15 protein-coding genes are annotated in these 13,203 nt (G+C 39.9%); 10 read left to right on the top strand and 5 right to left on the bottom strand.

Going from position 1 to position 13,203, the window contains the following annotated elements; translation table 11 throughout:
• Positions 1-2: 2 nt before the first annotated feature.
• Both DQW11_RS15620 and DQW11_RS15615 read left to right on the top strand, forming a co-directional pair.
• A complete protein-coding gene (locus DQW11_RS15620) occupies positions 3-926 on the top strand; it encodes a calcium/sodium antiporter (RefSeq protein ID WP_113925039.1) in 924 nt (307 codons plus the stop codon).
• Positions 923-1,381 carry a hypothetical protein gene (locus tag DQW11_RS15615; protein WP_113925038.1) on the top strand — a complete coding sequence of 153 codons (459 nt, stop codon included), beginning with the start codon at positions 923-925 and terminating at the stop codon, positions 1,379-1,381. The genes DQW11_RS15620 and DQW11_RS15615 overlap by 4 nt, the downstream gene beginning before the upstream one ends.
• On the opposite strand, the gene sdaAA is transcribed toward DQW11_RS15615, so the two are convergent.
• From sdaAA to DQW11_RS15595, 4 genes are all read right to left on the bottom strand, one after another.
• Positions 1,373-2,278, bottom strand: a complete 906-nt coding sequence (sdaAA, locus tag DQW11_RS15610) for an L-serine ammonia-lyase, iron-sulfur-dependent, subunit alpha (RefSeq protein ID WP_113925037.1) — start codon at positions 2,276-2,278, stop codon at positions 1,373-1,375. The genes DQW11_RS15615 and sdaAA overlap by 9 nt on opposite strands.
• 102 nt (positions 2,279-2,380) lie before the next feature.
• Positions 2,381-3,337, bottom strand: a complete 957-nt coding sequence (locus DQW11_RS15605) for an FKBP-type peptidyl-prolyl cis-trans isomerase (RefSeq protein ID WP_232826768.1) — start codon at positions 3,335-3,337, stop codon at positions 2,381-2,383.
• Positions 3,330-4,682 (bottom strand): outer membrane beta-barrel protein, encoded by a 1,353-nt coding sequence (locus DQW11_RS15600; RefSeq protein WP_113925036.1) that lies wholly within the window; start codon positions 4,680-4,682, stop codon positions 3,330-3,332. The genes DQW11_RS15605 and DQW11_RS15600 overlap by 8 nt, the downstream gene beginning before the upstream one ends.
• Positions 4,663-5,211: an RNA polymerase sigma factor gene (locus tag DQW11_RS15595; RefSeq protein WP_113925035.1), complete on the bottom strand. Its 549-nt coding sequence runs from the start codon at positions 5,209-5,211 to the stop codon at positions 4,663-4,665. The genes DQW11_RS15600 and DQW11_RS15595 overlap by 20 nt, the downstream gene beginning before the upstream one ends.
• Before the next feature lie 388 nt (positions 5,212-5,599).
• Here DQW11_RS15595 and DQW11_RS15590 point away from each other — a divergent pair, with 388 nt between their 5' ends.
• Both DQW11_RS15590 and lipA read left to right on the top strand, forming a co-directional pair.
• Complete coding sequence (locus DQW11_RS15590; RefSeq protein ID WP_113925284.1) at positions 5,600-6,328, top strand: hypothetical protein; 729 nt, start codon at positions 5,600-5,602, stop codon at positions 6,326-6,328.
• 58 nt (positions 6,329-6,386) lie between these two features.
• Positions 6,387-7,265: a lipoyl synthase gene (gene lipA, locus DQW11_RS15585; protein ID WP_113925034.1), complete on the top strand. Its 879-nt coding sequence runs from the start codon at positions 6,387-6,389 to the stop codon at positions 7,263-7,265.
• Positions 7,266-7,322: 57 nt separating this feature from the next.
• Here the strand turns inward: lipA and DQW11_RS15580 are convergent, their stop codons facing one another.
• Entirely contained in the window at positions 7,323-7,793 is a 471-nt protein-coding gene (locus tag DQW11_RS15580; RefSeq protein ID WP_113925033.1) for a Dps family protein, read from the bottom strand.
• A gap of 148 nt (positions 7,794-7,941) precedes the next feature.
• Here DQW11_RS15580 and DQW11_RS15575 point away from each other — a divergent pair, with 148 nt between their 5' ends.
• The 6 genes from DQW11_RS15575 to DQW11_RS15550 all read left to right on the top strand — a co-directional run bounded on the left by DQW11_RS15575 (position 7,942) and on the right by DQW11_RS15550 (position 13,086).
• Positions 7,942-9,186, top strand: coding sequence for a sensor histidine kinase (locus DQW11_RS15575; protein ID WP_113925032.1), 1,245 nt, complete (start codon positions 7,942-7,944; stop codon positions 9,184-9,186).
• Positions 9,187-9,462: 276 nt separating this feature from the next.
• Positions 9,463-11,043 (top strand): peptide chain release factor 3, encoded by a 1,581-nt coding sequence (locus tag DQW11_RS15570; RefSeq protein WP_113925031.1) that lies wholly within the window; start codon positions 9,463-9,465, stop codon positions 11,041-11,043.
• A 99-nt stretch (positions 11,044-11,142) separates the two neighbouring features.
• Positions 11,143-11,877, top strand: coding sequence for an RluA family pseudouridine synthase (locus DQW11_RS15565; RefSeq protein WP_113925030.1), 735 nt, complete (start codon positions 11,143-11,145; stop codon positions 11,875-11,877).
• A gap of 76 nt (positions 11,878-11,953) precedes the next feature.
• Positions 11,954-12,181 carry a hypothetical protein gene (locus DQW11_RS15560; RefSeq protein ID WP_113925029.1) on the top strand — a complete coding sequence of 76 codons (228 nt, stop codon included), beginning with the start codon at positions 11,954-11,956 and terminating at the stop codon, positions 12,179-12,181.
• Positions 12,165-12,578 carry a putative toxin-antitoxin system toxin component, PIN family gene (locus DQW11_RS15555; RefSeq protein ID WP_113925028.1) on the top strand — a complete coding sequence of 138 codons (414 nt, stop codon included), beginning with the start codon at positions 12,165-12,167 and terminating at the stop codon, positions 12,576-12,578. The genes DQW11_RS15560 and DQW11_RS15555 overlap by 17 nt, the downstream gene beginning before the upstream one ends.
• A gap of 10 nt (positions 12,579-12,588) precedes the next feature.
• Complete coding sequence (locus tag DQW11_RS15550; protein WP_113925027.1) at positions 12,589-13,086, top strand: SixA phosphatase family protein; 498 nt, start codon at positions 12,589-12,591, stop codon at positions 13,084-13,086.
• The last annotated feature ends 117 nt before the right edge of the window (positions 13,087-13,203 follow it).

Here is a 13,203-nt window from a genome sequence, read left to right as displayed (position 1 = left end):
AAATGATTTATTTGTTTTTATGCTTAGGCTTATTAATCCTTTTAGGAGGGGGGAAATTTTTAGTCGACGGTGCTTCTTCCATTGCATTGAAGTTTGGTTTGAGTCAGGGATTCATAGGACTGACTATTGTTGCTTTTGGTACATCTGCTCCCGAATTGCTGGTGAGTTTAAATGCTGCTCTTGATGGGAAGAGTGACATTGCAATAGGCAATGTGATCGGCTCAAATATTGCTAATATCTCCTTGGTTTTGGGAATAAGTGCGACTTTGTTTCCGATCAAGATAAACTCTTCCGTGTTCAAAGTAGATTATATTGTGTTAATTTTCAGTTCCCTCATTTTTTATATTCTTTCTCTCAATGGAATTATTTCAAGATTAGAGGGTTTTGCCCTACTTTTTATCCTCATTTTGATCAATATTTATTTTTTTTTCAAATTGGGAAAAGCAACCGCCGGCGATTTGGAAGGTGATTTGATATTGCCTTTACCGATCTGGAAATCTTTATTTTTTCTTTGTTTGGGGATTTTTGGACTTTACTATGGTGCAGACTTGTTCGTGGAAAGTGCGGTTGGAATTGCCTCCATTTTTGGGGTAAGTGAAAGAATTATTGGGATTACCGTGATTGCTATTGGTACAAGCTTGCCCGAAATGGCAACTTCCGTCATCGCGGCAGTAAATAAAAAAACAGATATTGCCGTAGGAAATATTATTGGAAGCAATATTATGAATATTCTGGCAATAATCGGAGCTACAGCTGCTATCAGTCCTATTCCTGTTTCTGAGGGTTTCCTCAATCAGGATTTTTATTGGATGTTGGGATTGACCATTGTATTGTTTCCTATTTTGAAGTCTGGTGACAGGGTTTCCAGGATTGAGGGAATGTTCCTTTTTGTTGCCTATTTCACATACATTTTCATTATTTTATGACAAGTTATATTTGGAAATTTCTTGGGATTTATCTCGCCTGCCTATTCAAATTCATTTCAGGTCCTGTCTTGGGTGCGGCTGCAGGGTTTTCTTTGTTGGAGATTGTATTTGTGTCGGTGGGTGGAATGATGACCACGGTTATTTCATTGACATATGTGGGGGATTGGTTTAAATCCTATTGGAACCTTAAAATATCACCAAATAAAAAAAGATTTTCCCCAAGGTCCCGAAAAATAGTGAGAGTCTGGAGAAAGTTTGGACCTATTGGAGTCGCGGTTTTTACGCCTCTTTTTCTAACTCCGATTGGAGGTACTATAGTGATGAATGCCTTTAATGTAGATAAAAGAAAAATAATTCTTTATATGTCAATCAGTGCTTTCTTTTGGGCGCTTGTCCTTGGTGGATCAATAAATTGGATATTGAGTATTCCATTTTTTGACACCTTATTAAGATGAATGTTCATCAGGTAAGATTTCAATATCTTGGATCAAAACCCTCTTCGAGATTTCTTGTCCGGTCAAAGTTGCTGCCAAGCCGCCCATCGCAGTTTCTTTATACCTACTTTCCATGCTTGACCCAATTTCGCCCATTGCTTCAATGCATTCATCCACCGGTATGACGGAACTCACAGCAGCAATTGCAATTTGAGCTGAACTGAAAGCAATCGCCGCTGCACTTGCATTTCTTACCACACAAGGAACTTCCACTAACCCTGCTACAGGATCGCAAACAAGCCCAAGCATGCACTGAATAGTGATCGCTACAGCATTAAACACCTGATCGATTGATCCCCCCAAACAGTAAACGATTGCACCTGATGCCATTGCTGCTGCAGAACCGGTTTCTGCCTGACAGCCTCCCACAGCACCTGCCAAACTGGCCTTTTGCTCGATGATAAGTGCTATTCCTGCCCCAACCAATAGACCTTCCAAGATTTTTTGGTCAGACAATCCATGGATTTCCTGTAAGGTGTATAAAGTCCCGGGCAAGATTCCGGAAGCACCTGCAGTGGGCGCCGCCACGACTCTTCCCATACAGGAATTAACCTCTTTGGCTGCTAAGGCTCTGGAAATCAATTTTTGAAAATCTACGGATAAAACTGCAAGTGGGTGTTTGTAAACTTGTTTTGCACCATTATTGATCATCCCTGACCTAGAGGTCATATCTGCACTCAATCCTGTGTCAACAGCATCTTTCATGATACTGTAGGCGTTTTGTAATCCAAGCCATATATCTTCTTCCAACCCGTTTTTTTGAGAAATTTCAAAGTCAATTACCGCTTGGTGCAAGCTGATGTGGTGATTCTCACAATGGGATTTCCATCCAACGAAACTATCAAACAAAAAACGCATATAATATTTGGGCTATAGAAAGGACAAATTTGGACAAACTATCCCATAAAACAAAAGCCCCCACTGTCGAACGGTGGGGGCTCAAATTCTAAAAGACAAAGTCTACCGTATATTGGTCACAGTCACTTTGAATATAATGGGTTCAAATGGCCTTGCGATTTGATTAATATATCCCTTGTCAACCAAATCTCTTCTGATGGAAAAAGGGAAAACCTGGACTGTCAGCCCATAGCCTATCCGGGACGGGATGATTGCTTCGATTTCTTGTCCTTTTTTCAACCCTTTTAAGCTAAGATTCAAAAACTTAGGATTCGATTCACTTCCTAAAGTAGCCTGAAACGGGGTATTTCCTGTGGATTGAGCAATTGGAGTTTCACTGTCAAGCTGGAGAATCTTGTAAGTAAAGCTGATTACGTCTCCATTTATTGTGACTTTGCTTGCAGCTTCCCCTTCTTTGACGGTTTTTACATAAATACTGTCAGCAGTTCTTGTGAATCCTTCCAGGTTTTTATCTGAAATATACTTAAGAATGGATTCTTCCTCCATTTCCTTGATTTCAGCGTTGGTATAGGTTTTAGCGTATTTTACTTTCACCACGAGATTTGAGTTAGGAAGTATCAATTGCTGGTAACTATATTCCTGGTAGGCTAAGTAAGAAGGAATATAAAGAGCAAAAGTCTCCCCTGTTTTGGCAAGTCCTGAAGCAAAATTAATAGCTCTTGGGATCAATCCTCCCTCCGAATGTTTGTAAATTTTTGGACTCTTTGATTCATCTGTATAGGCTTCTATCAATTGTCCATCAATCGTTCTAATCTCATAATAAACCCCGATTATGTCATTGTTGACAATTTGGTTTCCCGTCTCATTGGAGATTTCTTTTTTGTAGAAATAACCCAATTGTGTCTCGGTGGCATTAATATTATTACGGGAAAGGTAATCAGCCAAAAGCCTGTCATCTCTATCAATCGCAGTTTGTAATTCCGACTCAACCTCCGGAAAGCATCCTGCCATTCCTATCAGTAATCCCGCCATTAGCGATAAAGTAATTTTTCTAATCATCTGTATTTTTTTTATTTTTTAATTGAAAGTTCATTCTAAGGTTGATTCCGCCTATGGAAAATTGTTGGTTCGTAAATGTTTGGTTACCAAGTGCTATTTTATAGAAAGGTTCAATGGAAAGGAAAGTTCCATTTTTAAGGTTTTGCTCAAAACCCACACCGAAATTTAACATCCTTCCGGTATCAACACCATTGCCCTGAGAATCAGGTTCTACGGTTTGGGTATAGGTTTCTATCATTTGGTTGCTATTTGCAAAATTTGATGTGGCGATGTTTGCAGTACTGAACGTAGTGACATCCTGTTGGTTGAGATAAACCATATTGGATACCCCCGAAATCAAATATAAATCAGACTCTTTTTTCTCAAATACTTTGTACTTAAGGTTCAGGGGGATTTCCAATTGTCCAAAGCTGACTTCTCTTGAAGAGTTGATTACATTTCCGGTGAAAGAGGCAGCTTTTAAATTTGTGGCATCTAAGCTATTTGGAGCATTTGCCATTAAATAGCCTCCTTCGGAAGTCGGGGAAATATTTTGTCTGGCAAATGCCATACCCACATCGAGTTTAAGCCTTTTGGAAAATGAGAATTCTGACATCAAACCTGCGCCAAAATTTATATTCTGTGTGGAATTGGATATGGTCTGTGGCGCCACCAAAACGCCAAGTTTCATTGGTGTTTTGGCATATTGATCCTTCTCAATCTCTTTTTCATTCAATGCAACCGTATTTTCTCCTTTCCATTCCTCGATTTTAATAATTGCCTCTTGCTCAGTCATTTGCTCCTTTTCTGCTTCGGCTATCAGGTTTGTGGAGGTTTTAGGAGTATTGGAAATACTGACACCTTCCTGCAATTTTTGATTGGGTGATGGAGAATCTGTGGCATTCTCGGCCAAAAAGGCATTGTTTTTTGTTAATCCTTTTTGGGTTGATGGGATTCCTGATGTAAGGCTGGATTTGTTTGCAGAATTACTGTTTTTCCCAAAATCTTCTGATTTATCGTTTTTGCTTGGTTGACCGGAACCAGTCAAATTTGGTATAGAATTTTGGTTATCTATCCCTTCCTCATTTTTTTCTTCTTGGTTGTCTTCCTCGGTTAGGGCTATAGGGTTTTGCACTTGATCAGCCGTTTGTTGGATTGGTTTGATCAAGGTATTTAGTGTGATGCCCAAAATTATTGCCGCAGCAATTCCGGAAAACCATTTAATCCAAATCACAATAGGATTTGGTTTTTTCCTGAAATACATTTTGGAAAACTTTTCCCATTCGGAAGCATCATATTCCTCTTCCAATTCCTTGAAAGAGAATTTGATTTTATCTACAAGTTTTTTATCGAATTGCTCCCTCATTGTTGATTTGATTTAACTCCAGGATTTTTTCTCGCAATTTCTTTTTTGCCCGTGCCAAGTAAGTTCTCGATGTACTTGAGGGAATTCCCAGCTGTTCACTTATTTCGTTGTGGGAGTACCCTTCGATTTCATACATATTGAAGATTATCCTGAGGATTTCCGGAAGCTCCCTCAATATTCCGAGAATGTCCTCCGCGGAAAGCCTGTCAATTACATCGGCCTCGAGCGTTTCGGCATCCGCTTTTTCTATGTCCATGACAGCGGTGTGTTTGATGTTTTTTCTGTAATAATCTATAGAGGTATTGATCAGAATCCGTCTCAACCAACCCTTGAAAGAGTTTTGGTTGTCGTATTGATCAAGCTTATCGAAAGCCTTCATAAAGCTGTCATTGATGATTTCGCAGGCTTCTTCCCTTGAATTGGAATACCTCAAAGCGACACTCATGGCATAGCCATAGAATTGCTTATAAAGCAGTTCTATGGATTTTCTGTCTCCATTTTTGGCTTCTTGGATGAGGTGTTTTTCCAAAGATTATTGCTTTTTCTTAAGCCTTCTTTTTGAAGACGGCCTTTGTTGGATGAATGCGACACCTTTCAAATAAAAATGTCGGTTCTTTTTTTTTTGATTGTTTTTCCTCTTTTCCTTAAGAAAAAGTAGGTGTACTCTGTTTTTTTGAGCTAGTTGCAAAGATAAAGCTATTACTCAGAGAAAAATTCACAATGAAAAGGAGAAGGGGAATTGTTTCCCATTGTTCAAACTTCAAAATCCCACCATTATACAGATAAGATTTTTGGAGAATTATTTCTGGCAAAGAATTCTTTGTTTAAGAATTTTTATCATTGCCTTAAACTCTTACTTTTATATTTGGTTAAAAACTTACTTCAAAAGTCACCGTTTAATGGTTAACCAATATATGATGAGAAGATTTGCCTTAATTTCTATTTTCCTTCTTTTACTTTCGGTCTCTTATTCTTTTGCACAAAGAGAGGACGCAGGAAATTATGAATATGACAGAGAAGTACTTTTTGGGGTAAATAAAAACACCAACGGGGGCTTGATAGGTGGATTTGTATTAAAAATGGGTTACAGGATCGACGAAACCAAATTTCAGTTTTTTGGACTTGACCTTGTCAATGTCAAAAACCCAAAAGAAACAAGATACAATACAGTCTTGGGCAATTCCTACATTTTCGGAAAATCGAACTACCTCTATTCCATCAGGCCATATTATGGGAGGGAAGTAATTGTGTTTAAAAAAGCGCCTCAGCAAGGCGTACAGGTTTCTCTTTTGGGAGCAATTGGTCCGACCATCGGAATCATCGCTCCTTATTACATTGAGTATGCAATCAACAGGATAGAAACAGTAAGGGAGCAATATGATCCTGAAGTGCATCAAAGCAGGTTTAATATTTTGGGTCCCGGTAGACTCTTCGAAGGGATCGGTGGGTCACAGATCGCCTTTGGGGGAAATGCAAAAGCAGCTGTACTTTTTGAGTTTGGTGTATTCAAGTCAAATGTAACCGGATTGGAACTTGGATACCAATTGGAAGGTTTTACCAAAGAAATCGTGTTGATGCCCACTGTTGAAAACCGTCAGGTATTTCAATCTGTTTATTTCACGTTTTTCTACGGGTTCAGGAAATAGGCCATTATTGGTTTTAATCAAACCTTGGATTTAATTTCGCATTCTTAATCTTGAGAACATGATCGAATTACCAGTAATTTCCGAAGTGGCCACCAAGAGAAAAAAACCTGACTGGTTGAGAGTCAAGTTGCCAATCGGAAAGGAATATGCCAAAGTTAGAAAACTAGTCGACGAACATAAGCTTCATACCATCTGCGAAAGCGGCAACTGCCCAAACATGGGCGAATGTTGGGGAGCAGGGACGGCGACTTTTATGATATTGGGAAATGTCTGTACCAGATCCTGTTCCTTTTGTGCTGTGGCCACCGGGCGACCACCGGAATATGATACCGACGAACCAAGAAGGGTAGCTGAGGCGATAAAGTTGATGGGGGTAAAACATGCCGTGATTACCTCAGTCAATAGAGATGAGCTCAAAGACAAAGGTTCTGAAATCTGGTATCAGACTGTAGTCGAAACCAAAAAACTTTCACCACAGACCACGATTGAAACACTTATCCCTGACGTTAAGTCAAATTGGGATGCTCTTTACAGAATGATTAGCGGAGGGCAGGAAGTGGTTTCCCATAATATGGAAACCGTCGAAAGTCTCTACAGAAGGGTGAGGCCTCAGGCCAAATACAGCCGGTCTTTGGAACAGATCCAACTGACCAAAGAATATGGCAAAAGAACCAAAACGGGAATTATGCTTGGATTGGGTGAAATAAAGGAAGAAGTCTACAAAGCAATGGATGATCTTGCCGCACATGGATGTGACATTCTGACACTCGGGCAATATCTTCAGCCTACCAAAATGCATATTGAAGTGGCCGAATTTATCCATCCTGATTTATTTGCTCATTATAAAGAAGAAGGATTGAAAAGAGGGATTAAATATGTCGAATCGGGGCCTTTGGTGAGATCATCTTACCATGCCGAGAGACATGTGAATGTATAAAACCAAAAAGAGGATGAGGCCAAAACCCCATCCTCTTTTTTTTATAGCTTAATTTTTTTATCGTAAATAGGCTGAGAGCATCCAAACGGTTTTCTCTTTGGCAGTGATATAATCGCTCATCAAAGAAACAGTCCCTTCATCTCCTTGATCGGTAGCCGCTTCCAATGCTTCTCTTTCAAGTTTCAAGAGCGTATTCAGATTGTCCCTGACGATCTCAACCATGGTTTTGGAATCATGGACTTTTTTTGCCTCCTTGATTTCAGAGTTTTCAATATAATCCTCGTAGGAGGAAAAAGGCCTTGCCCCTAAAGTCAAAATCCTTTCGGCTGTTTCGTCCACTCCAAGATTGGCCACATTGTATAGCTCTTCAAACTTGGCATGCAATTCGAAAAAATTCGGTCCGGATACATTCCAGTGGAAGTTCCTGAGGTTTTGATAATACACCTGATAATTGGCCAAAAGGATATTCAGTTTCTTCACCAAGACTTTACTTTCTTTTATTTCCAATCCGATATCGTTTGTGCTCATAATATTTATATTTATGGTTAGTTATATTCAATCATGAACAAAAATGGAGCCACAGAGTGTCGGTAAGTAATATTGGCAGATTGATAATATCTATGGCAAAATCGAGTTTAATACTACAGCACCTTTTGACCAATTATTAATACACCCAATGAGGAATACACTTCAGGATATTGGAATTTTGGATTTTTTCCAAAACAAAAACCGGATCAAATGGCTCATCTTTATCAGTTCTGTGGTGATCAGTTTTGGGTCTATTTACTATACCAACATTTTGGTAGAAGAACTGAAAGAAAGGGAAAAGCGTCAGATAGAACTCCTGGCCCGTGCACTCGAGTACGCCTCAAGTGCTTCCGTTGACGCCGATAACCTCGGCTTTATCACCGAAGAAATCATCAAACAAAATAATTCGATTCCGGTAATTGTCGTCAACTCAGAAGGAGATCCGGTCGATCATAAAAATATAAGTTTCAAAAAAGGTGCAAATCAGGAGGAAATAGATAAAGTATTAAGGGCGGAATTGGTCAAAATGAAAGAAGAATACGAACCGATCAGCAGCGAGGATTCCCTGATTTATTATCGTAACTCAGAGCTACTGACATCCCTCAGATACTATCCTTACGTGCAACTTTCGGTGATTTTGGTATTCGGGGTCTTGGCATATGCTGTTTTCAATCAGTCTAAAGTCGCTGAACAAAACCGGGTATGGGCAGGTCTCACCAAAGAAACTGCCCATCAGTTGGGGACGCCTATTGCTTCCTTGATGGCTTGGATGGATTACCTCAAAAATTCTCCCATCTGGGAAGAAAACAAAGAAGTCATCCAGGAAATGGACAAGGATGTGGTCAAGCTGCGAATGGTTACTGAGCGGTTCAGCTCGATTGGCAGCAAACCTTCTATCCAACTCGAAAATGTTTTTTCGGTGGTGGATGAGGCTATTAATTACCTTCGTCCAAGGATATCGACCAAAGTCAACATACAAGTCAACGGTTATTCTGATAATATTGAGGCGATGTTGAACAAGCCGCTTTTTGAATGGGTAATCGAAAACATTGTCAAAAATGCCGTGGATGCCATGAAAGGGCAGGGTAATATTTCGATTGATATCGTAAAGGAAAGCGAAAAATTTGTCTTTGTCGACATCACTGACAATGGGAAAGGGATGGATAAAAGCATGTACAAGAAGGTTTTTAATCCCGGTTTTACCACAAGAAAAAGAGGTTGGGGACTTGGACTAACTCTCGCAAAAAGAATCATTGAAGGTTATCACAAAGGAAAGGTTTTTGTCAAAAACTCCGAATTGGGTGTTGGTACCACTTTTAGAATTATCCTTCACGGGAGCAAAGAAGGCATTCAGGGTTTCAAACAGGAGGATTTTTTGGGTCAGAAAGTTTGAGTTTTGATCCTAGGTATTTGCGAGTTTTTGTTGATTTAACTGAAATTGTTTGGGAAATTGTCGGCAGCTTTAGAACCACACTAAGCATACATTACCTAATCAATATCAATCAATATCCAATATCAATGAATATCTAAATTCAATAAATTGACTATTTAATTGATAAGAAGAAGTTTCCCAAAATTCCATGTTCAACTTTTAAACTTTCCACCCTTCCAACCTTAGAATTAAAAGCCTACCTTTGCAGGCTGAAAAATTACAGAATCAGGACTTTACATGAGTTTGACTAAGGAAATACAAAAGAGAAGGACGTTTGCCATCATTGCCCACCCTGATGCGGGAAAGACCACTTTGACCGAAAAGCTTTTGCTTTTTGGGGGAGCGATCCAGACTGCGGGTGCTGTGAAATCCAACAAAATCGACACTGCTACCAAATCCGACTGGATGGAAATAGAGAAACAAAGAGGTATCTCTGTGGCTACCTCTGTGATGGGTTTTGAATATCAGGGTGTCAAAATCAACCTGTTGGATACGCCCGGTCACCAGGATTTTGCGGAAGATACGTATCGGACTTTGACAGCTGTCGATTCGGTCATCATGGTCATCGATTGTGTCAAAGGCGTCGAAATCCAGACCGAAAAACTCATGGAAGTCTGTAGGATGAGAAATACGCCTGTTATCTGTTTTATCAATAAACTTGACCGTGAAGGAAGAGATCCTTACGAGTTGTTGGATGAGGTGGAAGAAAAATTGAACATTCAGGTAAGGCCGCTTTCCTGGCCAATCGGAATGGGCAAGGGATTCAAAGGTGTCTATAACCTTTATGACAAAAAGCTCAATCTTTTCACCCCAAGCCAGCGGAAACTGAGCGATGCCAGAGAGACGATCCAAAACCTGGAAGATTCCAAATTGGATGAATTGATTGGAGGAAATAATGCCAGGCAACTGCGTGAAGATGTGGAATTGATTGAGGGAGTTTACCCTGATTTTGATCCAAAAGAATATCTTGAAGGAAAGGTTGCGCCGGTGTTTTTCGGCTCTGCCGTCAATAATTTCGGAGTCAATGAAATGCTCGATACCTTTATCCGGATCGCCCCTTCACCCATAGGCAGGTATACAGAGGAGCGTGAGGTAAAGCCCGAGGAGCCAAAGTTTTCTGGATTTGTCTTTAAGATCCACGCCAATATGGATCCGAACCACAGAAACAGGATCGCTTTCTTGAGGATAGTTTCTGGAAAATTTGAAAGAAACAAGCCTTACAACCATGTTCGCGGACCCAAGCCCCTGCGGTTTTCTAACGTGACCCAATTTATGGCGCAGGACAGAGAAATCGTCGATGAGGCATTTCCAGGTGATATCGTCGGTTTGTTTGATACAGGCAATTTGAAAATTGGTGATACGCTTACCGAAGGTGAAAACATGACCTTCAAAGGTATTCCGAGTTTCTCCCCCGAAATCTTCAAAGAAGTCATCAACAAAGATGCCATGAAGACCAAGCAATTGGAAAAGGGCTTGAAGCAATTGATGGAAGAGGGTGTTGCCCAATATTTTACTTACGAAATGGGTAACCGTAAAGTAGTGGGTACTGTAGGTCAGCTGCAGTTTGAGGTGATTCAGTTCAGGTTGAAAAATGAATACAACGCTTCGGTGGAATTCGCTCCGATGAACTTATATAAAGCCTGTTGGATCAGCAGCAAAGACAAAAAGCAGTTGGATGAATTTATCCGGTCTAAGAGCAGGCACATTGCATATGACAAAGACGGGAAAGTGGTCTTTATGGCCGAATCAAGGGCTTGGCTTCAGATGGTGCAGGACAACTATCCGGAGATAGAATTCCATTTCACTTCCGAATTCTAAAGAATTATATTTCCCGCCAAGACGCTAAACCGCCAAGGATTTTAGTCTTTGCGATTTTGCGGCTTTGCGTGATTTTTTTAACTCATTAAACTTATCAATATGAAGAAGAAACCATTTTCAGTAGTCTATGAAGACAATCACCTCCTGATAGTCAATAAGGCTGCGGGTGTGCTCGTGCAGGGTGACAAGACCAAGGACAAAACGCTCACGGATTACTGCAGGGAATATATAGCCAAGAAATACAACAAACCGGGTGATGTATTTTTACATCCTGTTCACAGGCTTGACCGGCCTGTCAGTGGATTGGTGGTTTTTGCGAGGACTTCCAAAGGACTCGAGCGCATGATGGAGCTTTTCCGCAAGCGGGATATCCATAAAGTGTATTGGGCAATAGTCAAAAACAGGCCAAAGGAAGAAACCGGGAAACTGACACATTATCTGGTGAAAGATGAGGTTAAAAACTTTGTAACTGCACACGAAAAGGAGGTCGAGGGATCACAGAAAGCCGAACTCAATTACAAAACCTTGGGCAAATTGAATGATCATTGGCTGTTGGAGGTTCGCCCGGTTTCCGGAAGACCGCATCAGATCAGGGTGCAATTGGCTTCTATGGGTTGCCCGATCAGGGGAGATTTGAAATATGGTTTTCACAAACCCAATCCTGATGCGAGTATCAATCTCCATGCATTCCACTTGGTATTTGTCCATCCCATCAAAAAGGAAAAGATATTTCTCAGAGCAGCATTGCCGGAAGAAGCTTTTTGGGAACAATATCTAGAGTTTGAGCCTGTAAGAGGTAAAGACCAGCATTTGGAAAATACTTTTAGTGGGTAATTTCATTTTCGAATTGTTTTTTGCTTGCCATAGTTTTCAGAATAGTTATTAAATTGATGTTTCAAAGCCTGAGTTTATGAAAACAATACAAGTCAAAGTAAGTGAAAAGGATTTAGAGAAGTATAATCTGGACAGTGACCCAATCATTGATTTCAAGCTTCTTGTTGAAAAAATAAACCTCGATTTTGCAAGGAAAGCACTCGAAGAATGTCAAAATATTGCCAAAGAGGTAGGATTAGCAGAATTGACGTTGGAAGAAATTGATGCAGAGATCAAGGCGGTAAGGAATGAAAGTCATTCTTGATACCAATGTCTTGGTTTCGGCCTTCATTTCAAAAAGCTTTCCTGCAAAAATCCTTGAGGAATTGATTTTGAAGAGAAAAGTAGAATTATGTTTATCAAATGAAGTTCTTGAAGAATATATCCAAGTACTAAACAGAGATAAGTTTTCAAGATTTTTGAATTTTAAAGAGAAGTCTTCTATAGTACTTTTTCACCTCAAGCAAATCTCTTTAATAATCGACACTCCCAAAAAAGTGGACATTATGAAAGATGAGAGTGACAATAAGTTTTTAGATTTGGCAGTTGCTTCAAAAGCAAATTACCTAATCACAGGAAATACAATTGATTTTACATTTTCAAAATTCAGGAAAACAGTCATACTTTCTCCCAAGGAATTTTGGGAGATTTACAATTCATAAATTATTTGAAATGAAAAGTATTTTCACTCTCCTGATATTTTCATTTTTGTTGCTCGCCTGTTCACCCAAGCAGGAACCAAAGACCGTTTACATTGTCCGCCATGCAGAGAAAATCCTGGAAGGCGATGACCCCGGACTCAGCGTGGCCGGAACAGCCAGGTCCAAAAAACTGGCACAGATACTTGAACAAAAAGAAATCCAACACATCTTCAGCACCAATACCATCCGCACCAAAACTACCGCACAGCCTTTGGCGGATGCTATAGGACTGACTATCGAAATCTATGATGCCAAAAACCATGATGATCTAGTCAGGGAACTGCGGGAAAGAACAGGTAACATCCTTGTGGTCGGTCACAGCAATACAGTCAATCATTTAGCCAATTATTTTGTAGGTTCAGGTGAAAAATACCCCGAGCTTCAGGACATCGAGTATGATTTTATATTCGAAGTTTCTCTAAAGGAAGATGGCAGTACGGTGGAGAGGAAAGTTTTTAAGGATTATTGAAGTTTTTCACCAAATAATTAATATTTCGAAATACTTTTTGGGGTGGCTTAAATCATCCTTTTAAACTTTTTTCAATATTTTACTTTCCCTCTTTTTTCCATTAACTTGGAAAGAAAA

The sequence above is a fragment of the Cognataquiflexum aquatile genome, assembly GCF_003316845.1.
Classification (GTDB): Bacteria; Bacteroidota; Bacteroidia; order Cytophagales; family Cyclobacteriaceae; genus Cognataquiflexum; species Cognataquiflexum aquatile.
The sequence above is the reverse complement of the archived record's forward strand: the minus strand, read 5'-3'. Positions and strand labels throughout refer to the sequence as shown.